The sequence below is a fragment of the Peribacillus sp. Bi96 genome, assembly GCF_918698115.1.
Lineage (GTDB): Bacteria > Bacillota > Bacilli > Bacillales > DSM-1321 > Peribacillus.
Genome location: NZ_CAKKLV010000001.1, coordinates 216,968 through 236,648, shown reverse-complemented (window position 1 = coordinate 236,648; position 19,681 = coordinate 216,968). Strand labels below are relative to the sequence as shown.

At 40.6% G+C, this 19,681-nt stretch carries 18 protein-coding genes and 2 tRNA genes; all 20 read right to left on the bottom strand.

The annotated features are described in order from the left end of the window. Nucleotides 1–7: 7 nt before the first annotated feature. The 20 genes from LQ203_RS01160 to LQ203_RS01065 all read right to left on the bottom strand — a co-directional run bounded on the left by LQ203_RS01160 (nucleotide 8) and on the right by LQ203_RS01065 (nucleotide 19,593). Entirely contained in the window at nucleotides 8–1,195 is a 1,188-nt protein-coding gene (locus LQ203_RS01160) for a CaiB/BaiF CoA-transferase family protein (RefSeq protein WP_230154867.1), read from the bottom strand. Nucleotides 1,196–1,240: 45 nt separating this feature from the next. Beyond that, a complete protein-coding gene (locus LQ203_RS01155) occupies nucleotides 1,241–1,438 on the bottom strand; it encodes a hypothetical protein (protein WP_230154865.1) in 198 nt (65 codons plus the stop codon). 88 nt (nucleotides 1,439–1,526) lie between these two features. Next, the gene (locus LQ203_RS01150; protein ID WP_230154863.1) at nucleotides 1,527–2,912 is read right to left on the bottom strand and encodes a CoA-binding protein; all 1,386 of its coding nucleotides are present in this window, start codon (nucleotides 2,910–2,912) and stop codon (nucleotides 1,527–1,529) included. Between the two features lie 216 nt (nucleotides 2,913–3,128). Continuing rightward, nucleotides 3,129–4,109, bottom strand: coding sequence for a nitronate monooxygenase (locus tag LQ203_RS01145; RefSeq protein WP_230154861.1), 981 nt, complete (start codon nucleotides 4,107–4,109; stop codon nucleotides 3,129–3,131). Next, the gene (locus LQ203_RS01140) at nucleotides 4,069–6,243 is read right to left on the bottom strand and encodes an acetate--CoA ligase family protein (protein WP_230154859.1); all 2,175 of its coding nucleotides are present in this window, start codon (nucleotides 6,241–6,243) and stop codon (nucleotides 4,069–4,071) included. Before LQ203_RS01140 ends, LQ203_RS01145 begins: the two co-directional genes overlap by 41 nt. A 24-nt stretch (nucleotides 6,244–6,267) precedes the next feature. Further along, on the bottom strand, nucleotides 6,268–8,379 hold the full coding sequence (locus tag LQ203_RS01135; RefSeq protein WP_230154857.1) for a sigma 54-interacting transcriptional regulator: 2,112 nt from the start codon (nucleotides 8,377–8,379) through the stop codon (nucleotides 6,268–6,270). A 1,239-nt stretch (nucleotides 8,380–9,618) separates the two neighbouring features. Beyond that, nucleotides 9,619–10,395, bottom strand: a complete 777-nt coding sequence (locus LQ203_RS01130; protein WP_230154854.1) for an enoyl-CoA hydratase — start codon at nucleotides 10,393–10,395, stop codon at nucleotides 9,619–9,621. A 317-nt stretch (nucleotides 10,396–10,712) separates the two neighbouring features. Then, nucleotides 10,713–11,162: a PaaI family thioesterase gene (locus LQ203_RS01125; RefSeq protein WP_230154851.1), complete on the bottom strand. Its 450-nt coding sequence runs from the start codon at nucleotides 11,160–11,162 to the stop codon at nucleotides 10,713–10,715. 225 nt (nucleotides 11,163–11,387) lie between these two features. Continuing rightward, nucleotides 11,388–12,665 (bottom strand): MFS transporter, encoded by a 1,278-nt coding sequence (locus LQ203_RS01120; RefSeq protein ID WP_230154849.1) that lies wholly within the window; start codon nucleotides 12,663–12,665, stop codon nucleotides 11,388–11,390. Nucleotides 12,666–13,298: 633 nt separating this feature from the next. Beyond that, complete coding sequence (locus LQ203_RS01115) at nucleotides 13,299–13,499, bottom strand: hypothetical protein (RefSeq protein ID WP_230154847.1); 201 nt, start codon at nucleotides 13,497–13,499, stop codon at nucleotides 13,299–13,301. A gap of 150 nt (nucleotides 13,500–13,649) precedes the next feature. Continuing rightward, nucleotides 13,650–13,723: transfer RNA gene (locus tag LQ203_RS01110), tRNA-Arg, on the bottom strand. A 410-nt stretch (nucleotides 13,724–14,133) separates the two neighbouring features. Next, nucleotides 14,134–14,207: transfer RNA gene (locus LQ203_RS01105), tRNA-Arg, on the bottom strand. Nucleotides 14,208–14,378: 171 nt separating this feature from the next. Beyond that, complete coding sequence (locus LQ203_RS01100) at nucleotides 14,379–14,891, bottom strand: metallophosphoesterase (RefSeq protein WP_230154845.1); 513 nt, start codon at nucleotides 14,889–14,891, stop codon at nucleotides 14,379–14,381. A 2-nt stretch (nucleotides 14,892–14,893) separates the two neighbouring features. After that, nucleotides 14,894–15,505, bottom strand: a complete 612-nt coding sequence (locus LQ203_RS01095; protein WP_230154843.1) for an XTP/dITP diphosphatase — start codon at nucleotides 15,503–15,505, stop codon at nucleotides 14,894–14,896. Nucleotides 15,506–15,587: 82 nt separating this feature from the next. After that, nucleotides 15,588–15,770: a hypothetical protein gene (locus LQ203_RS01090; protein ID WP_230154841.1), complete on the bottom strand. Its 183-nt coding sequence runs from the start codon at nucleotides 15,768–15,770 to the stop codon at nucleotides 15,588–15,590. A 183-nt stretch (nucleotides 15,771–15,953) separates the two neighbouring features. After that, nucleotides 15,954–17,027, bottom strand: a complete 1,074-nt coding sequence (locus LQ203_RS01085) for a GerMN domain-containing protein (protein ID WP_230154839.1) — start codon at nucleotides 17,025–17,027, stop codon at nucleotides 15,954–15,956. A 271-nt stretch (nucleotides 17,028–17,298) separates the two neighbouring features. Beyond that, nucleotides 17,299–18,102: a glutamate racemase gene (racE, locus tag LQ203_RS01080; protein WP_230154836.1), complete on the bottom strand. Its 804-nt coding sequence runs from the start codon at nucleotides 18,100–18,102 to the stop codon at nucleotides 17,299–17,301. Between the two features lie 10 nt (nucleotides 18,103–18,112). Further along, nucleotides 18,113–18,556, bottom strand: coding sequence for a MarR family transcriptional regulator (locus tag LQ203_RS01075; RefSeq protein WP_230154834.1), 444 nt, complete (start codon nucleotides 18,554–18,556; stop codon nucleotides 18,113–18,115). A gap of 225 nt (nucleotides 18,557–18,781) precedes the next feature. After that, nucleotides 18,782–19,006: a response regulator transcription factor gene (locus tag LQ203_RS01070; protein ID WP_028392149.1), complete on the bottom strand. Its 225-nt coding sequence runs from the start codon at nucleotides 19,004–19,006 to the stop codon at nucleotides 18,782–18,784. Between the two features lie 122 nt (nucleotides 19,007–19,128). Then, nucleotides 19,129–19,593, bottom strand: coding sequence for a thioesterase family protein (locus tag LQ203_RS01065; protein WP_230154832.1), 465 nt, complete (start codon nucleotides 19,591–19,593; stop codon nucleotides 19,129–19,131). Between the last annotated feature and the right edge of the window lie 88 nt (nucleotides 19,594–19,681).

The following is a 19,681-nucleotide window of genomic DNA, read 5'->3' as shown; positions in this document are numbered from 1 at the left end:
CATTTCCTCATATCACCTTGCCTCGTTTAAGCTCTTCAATTTGGGTCGAGGAGTAGCCAAGTTCCCCTAACACCTCATCTGTATGCTCCCCAAGCAAAGGAGGATGACGTCGGACATTGGATGGGGTTTCTGATAATTTAACCGGAAAACCCGGAACCTTAAGATCCTTCACATTTGGATGTTCAATATCAATCATCATTTCCCTTGCCTCAACCTGAGGGTGGTTAAGGATTTGATCGATTGTGTGGATTGGACCACATGGTACTCCTACTCCATCCAGTTTTTCAAAAACCTCTTTGCTGTCAAATGTAATCAGTCTCTCAGAAATGATCGCCACCAGTTCTGTGCGGCGGGCGACTCGATTGTCATTCTTCGCAAAACGGGAATCATCCAATAAATCCTTCCAATCTAAGGCCCGACAACACTTTTCCCATAATCCATCATTAGCCACAGCTAATATGATATCCATATCTTTTGTCGCGAATGATTGATAAGGGACTATCGAAGGGTGGGCGGAACCCATTCTTCCGGCAGGTTTCCCGGTTGCCATGAATCCGGTTGCCATATGATTCAATAATGTAATTTGACCATCTAGTAAACTTACATCCACAAATTGGCCTTTTCCAGTTTTTTGTGTGGCGAATAGCGCACTAAGAATTCCATATACAGCAAACATGCCAGTCGTAAGGTCCACAATGGACATTCCCGCTTTTGCCGGTGCCCGGTCCGCATCACCTGTGATACTCATCAATCCTCCAAACCCTTGCAAAATCAGATCATAACCGGCCCTGTTCTTTTCCGGGCCTGTCCTGCCAAATCCCGAAATCGAACAATACACCAAACGGGGGTTTAATTCATTTAACGTTTCATAACCAAATCCGAGTTTATCCAGTGTACCTGTTCGGTAATTTTCGACTAATATATCAGCGTCTTCGGCTAACTTATAGATGATTTCTCTTCCTTCTGGACTTTTTAAATCAACCGTAATGCTTCGTTTGTTTCGGTTTGAGCTAAGATAATAACAGCTTTCATCATTCCACGTAGGAGGGGTAAAGTGCCTTGATTCATCCCCCTTCCCTGGCCGCTCGACTTTTATCACATCCGCCCCCATGTCCCCAAGCAACATGGTACAAAAGGGGCCGGCTAGTGTCCTCGATAAATCAAGAATTTTAATACCTTCCAAAGATGACTGCATTCCAACCTTCTCCTTTTCACTCCATTTTTGGTATGTACGCCTGCGTCAGTCTGATAGAATTCCACGTTCCTTGCTGCAAAAAAACAGGACGGTAATTGCAATTTCATAGGGTTGCCCGGTGAATGGAATCGATCTTGGATTGCCCCTGCCCTGTTCCTTCATGAATTCCAGTACCGTCTTTGAACAAATCCAAGTCCCTTTCAAGTTGACACTTAGGACAAACTCAACATCCTCATCAAGCATTTACCATGCTTGCTTCTTTCGTTTCCCACGTAACTCTTCACCTCCTGCTTTTTACTTATATTCGTATTTTCAGAGTAATAAAGGCGATTTAAGAAGTATGCTCCTCTTTAAAGACCAGCCGTTTCATGCTATATTCCGTAAAATGTTTAACAGCCTTCACACATGCATCGGCAGTAGTGTAAAAAGGAAGCTTACTATCTACTAAAATTTCATATGCTACTTCCCGTTCCCCGGATAAGGAAGTCCACAATGGAACGATTGGTTTTTTCATTCGCTGGGCAATCTCCACCGTGTGCCTAGCCAGCATTTCTGTATAGATACCCACTTTAAATGAAAAGAGAACAAAGACGATATCCACATTTGGGTCGTTCGAAAATCGTTCCAGACACGTCCTTACCCTACTCATATCAGGGTGGGCATGTATTTTACTATTTATTGGATTTGAAGGGGCTACTTCATCCGGTAACAAACCTTGAATTTTATCTTTTGTTTCATTCGTAATATCCGGTACAAGAAGATTGCCCCTCCTGCATTTCTCAGCAAGTAATCTAGCTGCACCATCAGAGTATGAAAAGATTCCGATTCGGTTTCCTTGCGGGTTTGCATATTTGAGAAAAAGCCAGCCTACGTTAATCATTTCATCAAGATCATGTACCTGAATGACGCCCAATTCTTTAAAAATGGCCGGGTGGATCCTTTTATCGACTCCATGCTCTGAATGGCTAATACTTAGCACGATAATCGGCTTCCCGGCTTTATTCGCTGCTTCGGCAGCATATCGAAACGCCCATTCATCTTTTAATCTTTCTACTATCACGAAAATAACTTTGGTAGCGGAATCGTTAGCCAGATAATTGATAAAGTCAGAGATTTCTAAGTCCGCTTCATCGCCCGTAGAAATCCAATGATTAAAACCAATCCCCCTGTCGTTTGCATCCAAAATCGTTCTCCCTAAACCTTCTCCCTGAGAAATAAGGGATATTCCGCCATATTGCAAACGGTTTGGTTCGTAATAAGATGTACAGGAAATGCCTACAGAGCTCCCTATATTAAATAATCCTGGGCAATCCGGACCGAGTACCCGAATTCCTGATTCCTCAGAAAACGCTTTCAATATTTTTCTGCAATGAAGTTTTGCTTCTTCTGACTCATTGCAATCGATGCTTGGAATCACAATGAATTTCACCATTTTTTCCACACAATCAGCCAGAATCGGTAAAATAGACTTGAGGGGCAGAGTAATGACAACTGTGTCCACCCTATTTGATATACTCATCAACGTTGGATATGCCTTCATCCCAAACGCCTCATCATATCTAGGATGAACGGGATAAACTTTACCTTGGTATTTAGATTTTTGCAGATTCAGTAATACCCTTCCTCCAACATGGCCCGTTTCGAAATTTGCACTTATGACTGCAATCGAACCTGGTGAAAGTAAAAGGGATATATCAGGTGCATTGTAGCCAATCAAATGATCACCACCTTTTAAATTTCAAGCACGTATACTTACTTCTTTGCAAAAATCATGCCAATCTTAAAATACGCTGAATGACTGCTGTTCTAAAGCTCGACACCCTAAAAATCAATGCAAGTTCCCATTTTTTTAATGTAATAATACATTAACCCTTTTTGATTCATAAAAAATAACCAAGGCAACTGAATAGCTCTTGGTTACTTTTGTTCAGTTTTACAAAGTTCCTGTACTGGAATGGGCATACATGTTGATTTGCTTGAAACTCTCTTCAGCTTCTTTCATGATGTCTTCAATCACGGACCTGGCACTTTTACATGTATCGATTCTTCCGATTCCTTCTCCAATGGAAAGAATACCGGAATGGACATCGCCACTTGTCAGCATTTTTTCATATGCTTCCCCGCCGATCATCGGTAACAGCACCTCTATACCAGCGCCGCTCTTTTCCAACTTCTCCACTTTGATAGCGGCTGCACCTCTGTATACCCGGTTTGTTTTTTTAATGGACCGTTTTATGATCATTGTATCATGTGATCCGGCTTTCATTAATTCTGCTTTTATCGAAGGATGCAGCGGGCATTCTTCAGTCATGACAAAACGGGTTCCCATTTGTACGGCCTGTGCCCCCATTGATAGTGCGGCCAACAAACCTTTTCCATCGACAAATCCTCCTGCAGCAATAACCGGAATGGTTAGCTCTTGCACGACTTCCGGCAGTAAAACCAATGATGAAACTTCATCCAATCCGGGGTGGCCACCGCACTCAAAGCCTACGACCACTACTGCGTCACACCCTAATTCTTCCGCCTTTTTAGCATATTTTAGAGAAGGGACTACATGGATGACCTTTATACCTGCATTCTTAAACTGTTCCATATACTGAACTGGACTGTACCCTGACGTAAACACGATTTGGATTCCGGCCTCTATTGCCCCGTCTACAAAGTCATCCATCGGCCGTCTTATTCCAATCGCCAAGTTCACCCCAAAAGGTTTATCCGTTCTGGACCTCACTAACTCAATATCTTGAATCATTTCTTTTTTTGAGGGGTATGAACCGGCAGTGAGTAAACCAAGTCCTCCCGCATCAGACACAGCAGATACCAACGGTTCTATACCCAATCTATGCAAACCGCCTTGGATAATCGGGTACTCAATTCCTAACAAATCCGTAATGGCTGTTCTGAATTTCATATTCATCCCCTTCTTTCTTTCCGTTTTTCCAAACGACGATACCGTCCAATGCAGCGACACCCTTTCCTTCATTCAATACAATCAACGGGTTAATGTCCATTTCCATAATATTTCCTTTATTTTGATCAGCAAAATGAGAAATCTGAACAAGCGCATTTGCCAAAGCATCTATGTCGGACTTTTTTCCGCCACGGACACCTAAAAGTAAAGGATAGCCTTTCAGCTCTTTCAGCATGGAATGAGCTTCCAGCGAGGTAATGGGCGCCCTCCTAATTGAAATGTCTTTTAAGACTTCAATAAAAATCCCGCCAAGGCCACATACGATTAAAGGGCCGAACTGTGGATCATTTTTTATCCCGATGAACATTTCGACCCCTTTTTCGGTGATCATCTCTTCTATTAGAATTCCGTTTATTTTTGCTTCAGGCAGATTCTCCTTTATGGATTTACCTATCGACTCGTAAGCTTGAATTAATTCCACTTCATTTTCGATTCCTAAGATAACCCCTCCCTCGTCCGTTTTATGAATAATTTCATCAGAAATCACCTTACAAACGACGGGGAACTGAACCTTATTTTTCATTTGCTCCAGTTGCTCTCTATTTTTTGCAATCATCCCTTTTGGAACAATCATCCCTAGGTCAGAGAGCTGCTGCTTAACTTTTTCTTCCGTCCAAACGCCTTTCTTCTCATAAGGACTTATCATTGGATCCTGAGTTTCTTCTTGAATCGCAGTTGCAGCATTGACATTTGAGGAAAACGTTACAAGCTGCTTTACAGCCGCCATCGTTTTATAGGAGGTATGATATACAGGGACTCTTGCCGTTTGCAGTAAGGTACGGCCTTCGTCCATGAGTTCTTTTGTTCCTGTCAGAGTTATGATAATGGGTTTATCGGTTTTTTGGTCAATATCAATGATCTTTTCACAAATTTTCTTGCCAAGAGTTCCGCCGAATGTAGAATGGACGATAATGACATCGACCTGATCATCCTTCACTAACACTTCAAGTGTTTCGGTTAATATATGTTGTTCATTCAACGCTTGAGCGGTAATATCTATCGGATTGAAAGCTGATCCGTAAACTGGAATGATGGACTGTATTTTTTCTTGCGTTTCTGGCTGAAGACGAATCAAATCCAAATCCAACTGTTCACTATAATCGGCCATCGTTATTCCTGCTGCTCCAGAGTTAGATATCGTAACTATACGGGAGCCTTTTGCACGTTTACCACGTGCAAAAATTTTCATTGTATCGATCATATCATCTATATCATGAATGGGAATGAGACCGAACTGTTTAACAATGGCATTAAAGGCTTGCTCTGATCCCGCTAACGAAGCGGTATGGGACATTGCCGCCTTTTTCCCTAACTCTGAGCGGCCTGCCTTTAAAATAAGTAAAGGCTTGTCACATTTTATGGACTGCTTGGAAAGCTCAATCAACTGTTCCCCGTCCGGGACTCCTTCTAAATAGGCGGCAACCACATCTGTAGAAGTATCCTGCTGCATAAATGAAATACAATCCAATATATTGATATCTGATTGATTCCCTGTATTCACAATATAGGAAAAACCGATATTCTCATCCTGTGCTAGTCCAAAAAGTGAAAAACCGAGTGCTCCACTTTGAGAAGCTAAGCCGATATTTCCTGAGATGAACTCCTTTTTTGATTCAAATGATGTCGAAAACCCCATCGGGATCTTTTCAATGACATTCAGGCATCCGATGCTATTAGGACCAATAATATGAATCCCATGTTTCCGGCTGATTTGCAGCAGTTCATCTTGCAGACGTTTACCTTCCGGACCAGTCTCTGCAAAACCTGAACTGAATAAAATCAAATGTCTTATTTCCTTTTTCCCACAGTCCTCAATCGTCTGTAAAATTCTGCTTGCAGCTACGGCAATGAGAGCTACATCTATTTTTCCCGGGATATCCAAAATACTTGGATAGCAAGTATGTCCGCAAATTTCTTGATATTTTGGATTGACCGGATAAATCTTTCCTTTATATTTGTGCTGAATGAGGTTATTAAGCGGTTTTCCACCAATAGAAGTTAGATCCTGGGAAGCTCCGACGATTGCAATCGATTTAGGGTGTAAAAATTGTTTTACCACTTCTGATCTGGACATTTTCCTTCCCCCTATTTTATGGTTTCACTCAATTTTTCCGGCTATTGATAACGCTTTCATCTTCTGCAGTTTACGAACGATTGTTGATTGATCCACTTTTAATATTTCAGCCGCTTTGTAAGTACTTCCATACTTATTCAACGTCCTTTTAATTACCTTTTCTTCAAAATTCATGACAGCTTCCTTTAGCGGGAGGACTTCTTCCTCTACCTCGGAATCTTGTTCTGTAAGTTCACCTTGAAAAAAAATCGAAGAATATAGAACATCCTTTATGTTAATGGAGTCTCCTTCGGACAATACAAAAAAGCGCTCAATGACATTCCGTAATTCTCGAACGTTTCCCGGAAAATTATAACGTAAGAGCATTTCAAATGAATCTGGTGTAATCTTTTTAGACATCCCATAGATTTGATTATATTCGCTTAGAAACAGTTCAATTAAAGGAATCAAATCCTCCGTTCTTTCTTTAAGGGGTGGCAATGTAATAGGAATTACATTTAATCGGAAAAATAAATCTTCACGAAATTCCCCTTTTTTCACTTGCTCTTCAAGATTACGATGGGTAGCAGCCAAGATTCGGACGTCCACTTTAATAGGTCTAGTTCCACCAAGGCGCGTCACTTCTTTTTCTTGAATCACCCTCAGCAGCTTCACTTGCAGGGGAAGCGGGAATTCCCCGATTTCATCCAGGAATATGATTCCCTTGTTCGCCAATTCAAACATACCGGGTTTCCCTTTCTTTCCCGCCCCTGTAAAGGCGCCCACTTCATAACCGAATAGCTCGGATTCAAGCAATGTTTCAGGGATGGAACCACAGTTGATGGTGATGAAGGGTCCATCACTCCTATTACTATTAAGTTGAATGATTCTTGCAACCTCTTCTTTCCCTGTTCCGGATTCTCCAAAAATCATGACGGTAGACTCGAATGAAGCAACCTTTTTTGCTACATCGACGATTTTTCTCATTTTTGGGGAATCCGCAATGAAATGGCAGCGTGACTTGATTTCCATTCGATATTGCGATAATTCCTCCTTATAGCGTTCTGTCAATTGCTTATTACTTTCCACTTCTTCCTGCAGCTGGATTAGTTCTGTAATATTCCGGACATTAATGACGATAAAGTCAACCTCTCCATTGTTATTGAGGGCAGGATTGACGGTAATGATTAAATTAATATTGGACTCCAGTTGTTCCACTAACGTTACGGATTGTTTCTCCTTAACGATTTCCTTTATTTCCTTAATTATAAAAGATGGAAAAATCTCAAAAATCTTCTTCCCGTTAAGGTCATGGTTACTTTCTTCCTGAACTAACGCGATGAACGCTTGGTTATATCTGATAATTCTTCCTGTTGGATCCGTAATCACAATCCCATCATAAGAAGCGGATATGATTGCCTCCAATTGTTGATTTAACTCCCGTACCGTCTCCAGCTCTCCTGAAATTTTTTCCATTTCAGAAATATCCTGAAAGACCCCTACAACTCCGGTCACTTCACCATTTTCTATAATCGGCGTCCGATTCGTTATATATTTCCGATTTCCAACTTGATACTTTGTGGCATATTGAGGCTCTCCGGTTCGAAGGACTTCAAGCATCCCACTCGGAATAAATACATCATTTAAAAAGCGACCTAGTGCACCATTTCGTTTTACTCCGCTTATTCTTTCGGTTGCTGGATTAAAGGAAGTGATTATACCGTTTTTATCAATGGCTACTATTCCATTATGGGCATGTTCAAAAACGGACTCCAGTTCTTTTAAACGCCTTTCCAACATTTGAATATACATATGGTTAAGCCGCTTTTGACTAATGATTCCCACGATAGAATCATATTTGTTTTGAACTAAATAAAAGGCTTTATTCCGCTCTAGAAGAAAATGAATATCTTCATTTTCTGAAACATACATATAATCCTGGTCCAAATGCAATGGCGAAACTTCAATTTCATTGTTCTGGATGGCGACAAATACCGAATCCCTGGTAATCATTCCAAGCAATCGATCATGAATACTGAATACTGGCAGACCATCTAGGGAGGATTGTTCAAAAAATGCCTGTACCTCTTTTAAAGGCTGGTTTTCCTTTACCCGCATAGAAGTTTTAATGATTATATCTTTACTAAGCATGTTCATTGAACAATCCCTCCAAGTAGTCTTTTCCTCAGTTTATTTCTAGAATAAAATGTATTCCTTTTCTAGATCATGCGTACGCTCCTCACGAAAATCAGCTCTTTTTAGTCCACTCTTTTAGAGATTTACCAAATAAAGACGCGACAAGTACTCCGTTACACCGAAATCAATTTCTGCTTTTAAAGAAGTTACATACGGCATCTTTAACTTGATGCTTTTTTTTGCTGTTGATGCCATTGTGATGATTGCCCACTCCTTTAGAAAGTTCTTAATCCACGGATAAAGTCCCTTTGTCCTCATACACCAGCTCGCAGAAATTAATAGAGTGGAATCTTTCTAGTTTTCATAGAATCATTCCATAATGGGTGTAATATGAATGCCTATCCGACCTGGATGGTAGCCCGATCAAGGATGCGCTCGGCAAAGGATTCGCTGAATTCCTTTTTTCTAATTTGGTCGATTTTCCGAGTGGAATAGAAAGCAATTGACGTGATGAAAGAACGAAGCGATCGATGTCCCTGCCGTGAACCATTGTGTCCCCGTAGGTCCGGGGAAGTTGATTGTTTAGTTCAGAAATGACACATGTATCATTCTGAATAAGCGATTGGACAACATCGACAGATAAACCAAGATTACAAAAGCCCTTATCAATACGAGGGATACTTGAATAAGTGCTACATCGTTTCCCCCTGTTTGATCAACATAGAATCTCTGAAAGATTAACTGGAATATAGTCACATGGCTCCATGGAAAAGGTATCTGGGAAGGGGGCGGCAAGAACGTACGGATATGAAAATGAGAAAGGCGACTGTCACGGGCATAAACACAAGGAATGCCAATAATTAAATGATAAAGAAGACATTATGTAATCGCCCTTTTTGACGGACCATCTCCTCCACGAGCGTTTGCGGTTCATTACAAAAAGGGGCAAGGAACACTTGTGGACTTAATAGCCAAGATCGCCTTTTCTGAGTTTGTTAGCCTTCTTTGATAAAAAATCTCCCAATCTTTCCTTAACTAAGTATTCCCCCCTCATACACATGAGGAGAAAATGAGTGTGTAATTAAGTTAATATTCATACTATTCTTATAGTTTAGAAGAAAAAGTAATATAAATCAAACACCACACTCTCATTTTATGGAAAGAACAAACATATTGGGCAGTACCATTCACCGCATGATGTTTCATTCTCTTACACTTGCATGCTTTCAATGATGGTGGCAATTAAGTATCCAATATGCGTCACCTATTAAACTGCGGCTTGCGTTTATCCATAAAGGCACTTACACCTTCTTGGAAATCATTTGATTCGAAGCATAGGCCTTGAACAAAACCTTCAAATTCAAATGTTTCACTAATATCAGCATGCATGCTCCTGTTTACTAGCCTCTTTGTTAACCCCATTGCCATACCAGGAGCATTGGCAAGCTTAAGAGCAATTGAAGATGCTTCATCCAAAAGTAAGCCATCTTCAACCACTCTATTAATTAGACCAATTTCATAAGCTTGTTCCGCAGTAACACGTTCACCCAAAAGCATCAATTCCATTGCACGATGGCGTCCGATCAACCTAGGCAGGAAATGAATGGATCCAAGATCAGGTATCAACCCAACATTCAGAAAGCTCTGAACAAAAAACGATGATCTGGCCGCAATAATCATATCGCAGGCTAAGGCGAGACTGGTTCCGGCTCCTGCTGCCGCCCCGTTCACTGCGGCAATCACGGGTTTCTCCAAATCCATTATGGAGTGGATCACCTCATGTCCCACTTGCAATCTCTTTCTTCCAGCGGCTGCGTTTATACCTTGTAATGTGCTCAGGTCACCACCTGCGGAAAATGCTTTCCCCTCACCCGTTAAAATAACTGCTTTTACACCTGCATCATGTTGGAGCGATTTAAAGAAATCTGATAATTCTTCCCGCATTTCGACAACTAGCGCATTTCTGATTTCCGGTCTATTTAATGTAACAAGACAAACCCCGTTTTCAACAGAAGTTTCAATATGGTTGTAGGCCACCTTAATCATCCTCTCCTAATCAATAGTTCTTCCCATCACTCACTATCATCCTAAAAACGGGGGAGTACGCTTTTCTACAAATGAGCGAACTCCTTTCCGTATCCACGCACAATGTAAATAATATCTGTGTTCCAGCTTCTTTATCCGGGATGCCAAACAATTCTTCTACACTGGCTTTGGTCGGATTGAATTGCTATCGGGGCATTTCTTCCAATGGTTTCGGCAAGCTCCAAAGCTTCACTATAAAAGTCATCCACTTCCATAAGGCGCTAAAATGATTTTTCGCATCGATAATGGAATAGCCTATCGTTATTTCCTTACTTTTCTGTTTTCCATATCATGAACGTACCTATACCCCCAGCAAGTAGCTCACCAGTTTCTGATTCTAATTTCGCCTCAAGGGAAGCAATTCTCCTTCCACTATGGACCACCTTGGCTGTTGCATAGATGATTGTTCCTACAAAAACCGGTGCAATGAATTGGGTTGTCAAAGATACGGTTGCGACCTTCGCTTCATAAAACTTATGACGCAGGGTGACGCCCATTATGGAATCGAGCAAGGCAGCCGTTACTCCCCCATGTACAGATCCGTTTACATTAAGAAAATTAGGGGTCATGGGCATTTTTATCCTGACATGATTTTGATCCAATTGATCCATTTCTATCCCCATTTGCTTCCAGAATGGGGAGGATTCATACTCATTTTTAAATAGGCTTATATATTCTTCATCAAGATTCTTGTTTGTCTGTGTTTTTTCTTCAGTCAATTTACATTTCTCCTTTCTATTCTGATAAACTTGCAAGAAACATGCCAAATAATAAATTGAAAGATCTCTCTCTTTTCCGCCGAATCTCGGTATAATCAATGTAAAATTGCATTATATTAATGCGTTTTTACACAAAAGATCACCTTTTCTAAAAAAAAAGGCTTTTTAAATAACAGGACTGTCTACTAACTAATGACCTGTCACACTTAAATGAAAGTAGACTTTTCATTTTCCCTCTTGCTTATCTGGTGTTACGCGAACAAGATTCGTCATTTGAAAAGAAACCAATACGGCAATGATCAGCAGTACACTGATAAACCCGATGATTCCTCCCCAGCCAAAATGATGTAGAAAGAATCCACCATACCAACTGACAAAGCCTGAACCGGTATAATAGAATAATAAATAGAAGGAAGAAGCTTGCGCTTTTTGTTTTTCTGTTGCCAAATAGCCTACCCATCCGCTGGCAGCCGTATGTCCAGCAAAAAAACCAAATGTAAAGACAGTAATCCCTGTTATTTTAACAAGTAGTTCATCATGTAATGTTAGCAGCGCTCCAAATAGCAGGATAGTAACCGACCAACTAATCACTTGTCTGCAAGAATAGCGATCAGCCAATTTCCCAAACCATACCGAACTCCATATACCTATTAAATTAACGACAAAAACAAAGCTAAAAACCGTTTGACTTAAGTTATACGGTGCTTTTGTGAGTGGATATCCGAGATAGTTCAATAATGTAACATACACACCCATGAATAAGAACCCGATCCCATACACACATAATAGATTTTTACTTCTTAAACCTTCTTTCATGTTCCATGCCCAATGATTAAACGAGATTGAAATCATTCGGAAGTTTTTGGATTCAGGCAGAAAACCAAAAAACCAAAGACTGCATAATAAACTGGCCATCCCCAGGACCATCAAGGCTATTTGCCAAGAAAAAAGATCGGTCAGAGTGCCAATTACGATGCGTCCCACAAAACCGCCCACAGCGTTTCCAGCAACATAAACCCCTATTACTCTCCCAATGCTCTTCGGGGAAAATTCCTCATTCAAATACGCCATGGCTATGGAGGGAAAACCGGATATAGTAACCCCCTCTAAAAATCTAATCGCTAGGAATACATGAAAATAATGAGTAAAAGATGAAGCAATAGCTAGAATGGAAGTTAATATTAACGAAAGGCTCATTATCGTCTTTCTGCCATATGCATTGGATAAAGTCGAGATAAAAAGCAAACTAATTGCTAACGAAACCGTAGGCAATGAAACGGCAAAACTGGCAGTTGACGGTGAAACATGGTATTTCTCTGAAAAAAGACTGATCAGTGGTTGAGGGCTATACAAGATGGAAAATGAAACAATACTCCCCAATAACAATCCAATTAGCGCCAGACGATACTCACGGCTACCACTTTCAATATATTGCACTTTTTCCGCTTCCCTTCTTACTTTCGGTAGGTTCTGTACCCGCCCTACATGCCTGTAATGAATCAATATCTACAGCCTCACTACCATTTTTTGAGTCTTTTTATAAACTAAGTTGACTTGATCCCATCTTTGTTTATTTGTTCACATCCAGTACCCTTAACAGCCACAATCATTTCCTTTTTGTCAACCATTACACTCCTATACTTTTGGTTTTCGTCAACTTTGCTATTGGGGACTGTACCCAATTAACATGCAAATATCATGCCATCAAAAATGAGCGAAATAGTTAGGTCTTTTTCGTATATAATGGGAGATCACCAGTGAAATCTCTTAATTGTAGGGATATTCGATTACCCTCAGGGTTCACATAGCTCGCTGGATTGTTTTAAACAAAAAGGTCAATCAGTAAAAACTGGCAGACCCTACAGACGCCTCCGTTCTTAATAATTGCTCAGCTATCGCCGTGGTATTTACCCCCTTCATAAAAATGCCATTTGTAAAAGTTGAAATCAGAGCAAGATTGTCATTAAACCCAGGAATCTATTCTAAAATCGTTTCGGCAAAACATTCACACATTAAATAGGAATTGATATACAAAGTAAAAAAACATCCAACTAGTTGGATGTTTTTTTTCAAATAAAGATATGAAATGGTTTGAACGTTATATAATTCCTTTGATTCGAAAAAATTGAATAAGTATTAGCTAGGCACAAACTTAAGTATTCCTTCCAGATAAACACCTTGTTCTTTTCTCGTACACGCTCTTAACTTAATTCTTCCTTCCATTTCTAATTCCTTGGCTAATTGAACTACTTTAGTTCCATCTTCGGCTATCTCTACTGAAAAGAAATTACCCCGAGTGGAAGTTTGAATGAACTTAAATAATCTATCTTTATTCATCTAAACAACTCCTTATTTATATACAAATTCGACATAAAAGATAATCTACCTGCGATAATAAGAAATAAAAAACTTCTTGCCGCATATTATCCGTAAAACAAAAAAGAAAAAAGCCAAAACCCTTTAAAGGTTTTGGCTTTTTTAAGTTAGTGTCCCAGGAGAGATTCGAACTCCCGACCGACGCCTTAGAAGGGCGTTGCTCTATCCAGCTGAGCTACTGAGACATATCGCTGTTTTTCTTCAGTTCAGTATAGCGGTCACTTTTCGTACTTAGACCGTAATCGTGCTCTTTATTATAACTTAGTATAATACTCATTGCAATACTAGTAATATTAAATATTGAAGAGTTTTAGAACACCCCTACCATTCATACAATATTTATCATGGTATTTGAATGAAGTTTGCAGTAAAAAATGGAGAATACACTTTATCGAACAATTCGAAGTTATCATTTATAACTTATTTCTACTTCAACATCTAATAAGCCTTTTCTTTTGGTCATACGAAAAAACCTCCTATATCGTTAGGTGGATAAATCGATATACGGTGTAATTTCTTACATGACCGTTATACTGACCGTTTCACTAAACGATATAGAAGGTTTTCGCATCGGGCTTTAAAGCCACTTTGTTAGTGTCCCAGGAGAGATTCGAACTCCCGACCGACGCCTTAGAAGGGCGTTGCTCTATCCAGCTGAGCTACTGAGACGTTTATGATATAAGTTGCGGTAAAACTTATGTATTACCTTAACTGTTCCCTTAGGACACTTCTTATTATAGTAGGATATCAAAAGAAAGTCAACGGTTTTTCATAAAAAGTTTTTTCTTTTTTATGAAACAGGAAGCGGGTAAAAACGCTTCCTGTTCATAATACATGAAGTCATTCCATTTGATAAGCATTTCTTAGTTCCTCAACGATTTTTCCTTCAAGGTCATAGAAGATGATTTCAAGTTGGTCATTTCCGATATCCAAAATGGCATAGGTTTTCTCTTTTCGTCCACGCGGCTGACGTATGCTTCCCGGGTTGATGAAGAGCTTGCCGTCAATCCATTCTGAACCTGCAGCGTGGGAATGACCAAAGCAAATAATATCCGCCCCTGTCTCTTCACTTTTATAGGATAGGTTCATCAGCGTCATATTTATGTTATAGAGGTGTCCATGCGTAAGGAAGAAACGCTTGCCTGCGATACTCTCCACAATATCATTCGGATATGCCGAATCATAGTCACAATTCCCACGAACGGCTAAGAACTCCGACATGTGAGGGTCATTTTTTTCCAACTCTGAATCACCGCAATGAATCATGGCAGCAACCTCTTGTTTATGACGGTCTGTAATCATGCTGATTTCATGAGTTAAGCCGTGACTGTCACTCATTATTAGCACTTTCATCGTCACATTCCTTCTTCCCTTTTTAGAAATAGATCAAGTTTTTCATCTAGAGCCCTCAATGCGTTGGCACGGTGGCTGATTTTGTTTTTTTCCTCTTTTGTCAATTCGGCGTTTGTTTTGCCCTGTTCCTCAACAAAAAAGATGGGATCATAACCAAATCCATTCGTTCCTGAAGGCTGTTCTGTAATCAAACCTTCCATCGTTCCCGATACGGTAATCGTTCCCTGGTTGGGTGACGCTAGTGCCAAGGCGCAATAAAATCTCGCCGTTCTAGCCTCTTTTGGCACGCCTTCCAGTTCCCGGAGGACTTTTTCCGTGTTTGCTTCATCACTCTTAGACTCTCCGGCATAGCGCGCAGAATATACGCCTGGACGGCCCTCCAATGCATCTACGATCAATCCGGAATCATCCGCAATGACAAAGTGTCCTAGCTGATGGGCGATGGCCTCTGCTTTCAAGATTGCATTCGCTTCAAAAGTTGTTCCTGTTTCCTCCACATCCGGTGCATCCGGTACATCGAGAAGCGTTTTGACTTCATATCCCTTAGCAGAGAACAAGCTTTCGAATTCCTTGGCTTTTCCTTTATTTTTCGTTGCAATAATTACTGTCTTCATTCTTCGTTTCACCCTTTTGTATTTTATCGGCTATGGACCCAAAAGCTTCTTTTTGCACCTCAAATAAGGTATGAAGCCCTTCTTACGCTATAGAAAGCATTTCCTGTATGTACATGTCGGCTTCTTCCCCAGTGCCCTGCAATTCGACGGATTCGCTGCTTCCTGACTTGGTGATAATCATATCCACCAGGGCTGCTGAATCTTTCAGGTAATTTAAGTCTAACACAAATCTGGCTTGTTCAATAATCCCGATACTTATGGCCACTGTATTTCCATCGCACGTCCTATAATTTCCCTATTGAGGATTCCCTTAATGTCCGCTTTGCCTGCAAGGAGCATCGAATACTGATTCCCCCCCAGAAAGGAACGACATCCACACTGCTGTACAAACGAATAAGAGACAGCGGTTGGCTGCCTCCTTATGACATCTATAGGATTAAAAATTCCTTTAAAAACTACCTGTGTTGACTTTTTCTGGACGGACCACAGGCTCTGATAATTTCTTGCCTTCTTCATTAAGAATATCTGCGCTGCCCTGTACTTGTACTTCAACGCTTTCAATTCCTTTCTGTTCCGTTAAAGAAAGGACCAAGGCATCCAGGACTTCTTGTGACACCTTTTTCTCTTTGAAACTGCCAAGGATATTTTCGTTAAAATTGAGACTGACCTTACCTTCCGCCACTTTAGGCTGGTCAAGTAATGCTACATCACTCATGAATCCTGTCTGTAAGTTCGAACCCGAAGGACTCTTCGTCAATTCCTGAATGACCGCTGTGACATTATCAGACACCGTTTCACTGATCCTCCGTGTTACCGGCACATAATAGGTGTACTCCTCGTCACCGCCTACATAATAAACAGTCAGGGCTTTGGAATTGGAGATGTCAACCACGTCACTCGTATCGATATTGATTCCTGAAGACCTTGAAATATTCTCATCAATCGGTGTGCCATTGACCGGCATTTCGGAAATATCTTCCCCATTTATTCTCATTTTGATTTTATCGACTGAGTCGAATTGTGTCAGGGTCCATGTAATGGCTTGAAGGATTTTAAGTTCATCTTCTTTTTGATAGTTTTTGAACTCTGGTGAAAAGTCCGCCACAGCCACCCCTTCTTTAATGTTCACGCTTATTTGGGTATCGGCAGGAATGACTGCCCTGAACCCGTTGGGAAGTTTATCGGTGACAGGCCCGTTATCGACAAGGTAATCAAGCGCCTGTTTAGCGACGGCTTCAGATTTCGGAAGTTCCAAAGTCTGTGGAACGACATACCCACTTTTATCAATTAAGTATAACTCCGTCTTTACTGTTTTTGACTCAACAGCGCCTTTTTCTCCATCTGTTGCCGGCTGTTCTTCACCATTCGTCTCTTTTAATGATGATTCATCCTCGACTAATGAAACATCTTTTGGTGGATCAATTTCCTTTTTCTCTTCACCGCCAAATAATCCGCAGCCCGAAAGCCAAATAGAAGATGCCAGAATGGTCACAACCATAGTTACTTTTGATTTATTGGACATAAAATCACTCCTAGGACAGTTTGTACTCCTATTTATACGAGCCCTAAGGGAAAATAGACCAATTATTTTTCTCTCTCATAATGGAGCTGGGCAATTCACCTGTACTGCTGGATGTTTTTCAGCTTTAATGGGATTTCGGGACTTTCCGCTTGAAACAATCGAATCTCATTCCCCAATCAACGTTCAAATTGTAAAAGCCATAAAAAAAACTGTAGACAAACTCGATTTCTATCGAGTTTGTCTACAGTTTGAAAGCTTCCAAATGGAAGCTTTAGAAGTGGTCAATTTTAATGGTTTCGATTGTATTAATATGAATACCGAGCCAGCTCGATGCGATTGAACCAAACATATCTCTTGAACCTGTTGTATAAAAGCGATGAACTGGACGGAGCTTGCTTTTATTGATTAATTTATAGTAATCCAAAATGACACTTGCCTCACGGGCCGTCTCTTCCCCAGAGGATATGACTTGTACTCCATCCCCCATATAGGATGAGATTACTGGTCCCAACAGTGGATAATGGGTACAGCCAAGAATCAAAGTATCGATTTTCGTTTTCTTTAACGGGTTCAAGGTTTGTGCCACGACCCTATTTACAATCCCCCCTTGAAATTCGCCGCTTTCTACGATCGGAACGAATTTCGGGCATGCTAAACTATCAACTTTCACATCGGAATTGATGGAGAACAGCGCGTCGTCATATGCTTTGCTTTTCACCGTCCCCTCCGTACCAATAACACCAATATGTAAGGAATTTGAAACTTTCAATGCCGCCCTTGCACCAGGGTGAATGACACCCAATACAGGGATCGGAAGTATGGCCCTGATTTCATCCAGTACCGCTGCAGTCGCCGTATTGCAAGCAATGATCAGCATCTTAATATCCTTCTTCATCAAGAACCTCGTCATTTGCCATGTGAAGGTTTGGACATCCTTTTTGGACCTTGGCCCATAAGGGCATCTTGCAGTATCACCTAAGTAAATTATATTTTCATTTGGCAGTTGACGCATGACCTCTTTAGCTACAGTCAAGCCGCCTACGCCTGAATCAATGATTCCTATTGGTTGTTTCAAAAAACTCGCCTCATTTTTCTTTCATTTCTTGATGTAGTTTTGCTAGAATTCGTTGAAGGGAAACGATGTCAGTATCATTAAAATTGGCTAGCACGCCACACAAGTACTGCTGCCTTTTATTAATCACTTCTTCGATAATCCTTTCACCTTCCTCCAGAAGGTGGATACGAACGACACGCCGGTCCTTTTCATCTTTGACACGCAAAACAAGCTGATGTTTCTCCATGCGGTCAATCAGTTCCGTCGTTGTGCTGAAGGCGAGAAACATCTTCGTGGACAATTCGCCAATCGTCATGTCGCCCGATTCAAAAAGCCATTGCAAAGCCACGAATTGAGGGATGGTAATTTTATAATCATGGAGTATTTCTCTTCCCCTTTGCTTAAGCCATGTCGATACATAGCGCAATTCCTTCTCGATTTCGGCTACATAAGCAACCTGATTCTCTTCATCCATTGACTCCGCTCCCCACTTCATGAAACTTATCATACTACCATTTTGGATGAAAGTGAAATGAATTTCAAGATTGATTGTTGGAAATCCATAATGAAATCCCCTTCACTAAAATAAGCAGCATCTAAAGAAGTCAAAACAACCAAATTGTTTTGGACTTCCTTATATGCTGCCAAATAGAACGGGTGAGAAATTATTTATTATGCTTACGTATTAAGAGTCAACACATTAAAGTTTAAGTTCTCCCATACGAAGGAGTTCTATGACTGCCTGCGAACGTCCTTTGACTCCAAGCTTCTGCATCGCATTCGAGATATGGTTTCGAACTGTTTTTTCGCTAATAAACAATTCACCTGCGATTTCTTTTGTTGTTTTGTCTTGTACTAGTAACTCAAATACTTCTTTTTCTCTTTTGGTGAGTAGTGGCTTATGAGTGAATTCGTTCTCCTTCAAGTAATGTTACCCTCCTTGCCTTCACCAGCATAAAACCCGGAGTGGGTGTCTATTTAGTCAAGATATAGTATGTCGGGCGGGGCAAGGGAGTGACTCTTTTACTTGTCTAATTGAAAATTATTTTAGGAATGTTCGACCTCGGTTTGCCACATCCAATGCTTCATCTCTTCCGTCCAAGGTACCGGCTTTCCGGTGGTCTTGGAGACTTGGACAATCGTCCCCCTGCCCGTTAAACAAATTGAACCATCTTGTTTCGTTCCCATGTAATGGATGTCGACAGAAGATTTTCCGATACTGTCAGCTTTCACATGGATCGTCAATTGATCATTGAAAAACACCTGTTGTAGATAATCACACTGTAAATCGGCAACAACCGGTATCTCTTCACTTCCAGCCGAAGTCCAATCCATCATAAAACCCAGGCTATTGAAATACTCGATCCTTGCTTCCTCAAAATAAGTAAAAGGAATCGTGTTATTCAAGTGCCCGAACATATCAGTTTCAGAAAAGCGGACCTTCATCTCATGTTTAAAAGAAAAATCATTGATCCACTCCGTTATATTATCGATATATGATATTCTGCCCAATTTGTGCACTCCCTTTCAGAAATGAATGGCTATTCACTCATTTTATAAGAAAAGAAGGAATATGAAAAGGATTTTCTATTGAAATCTG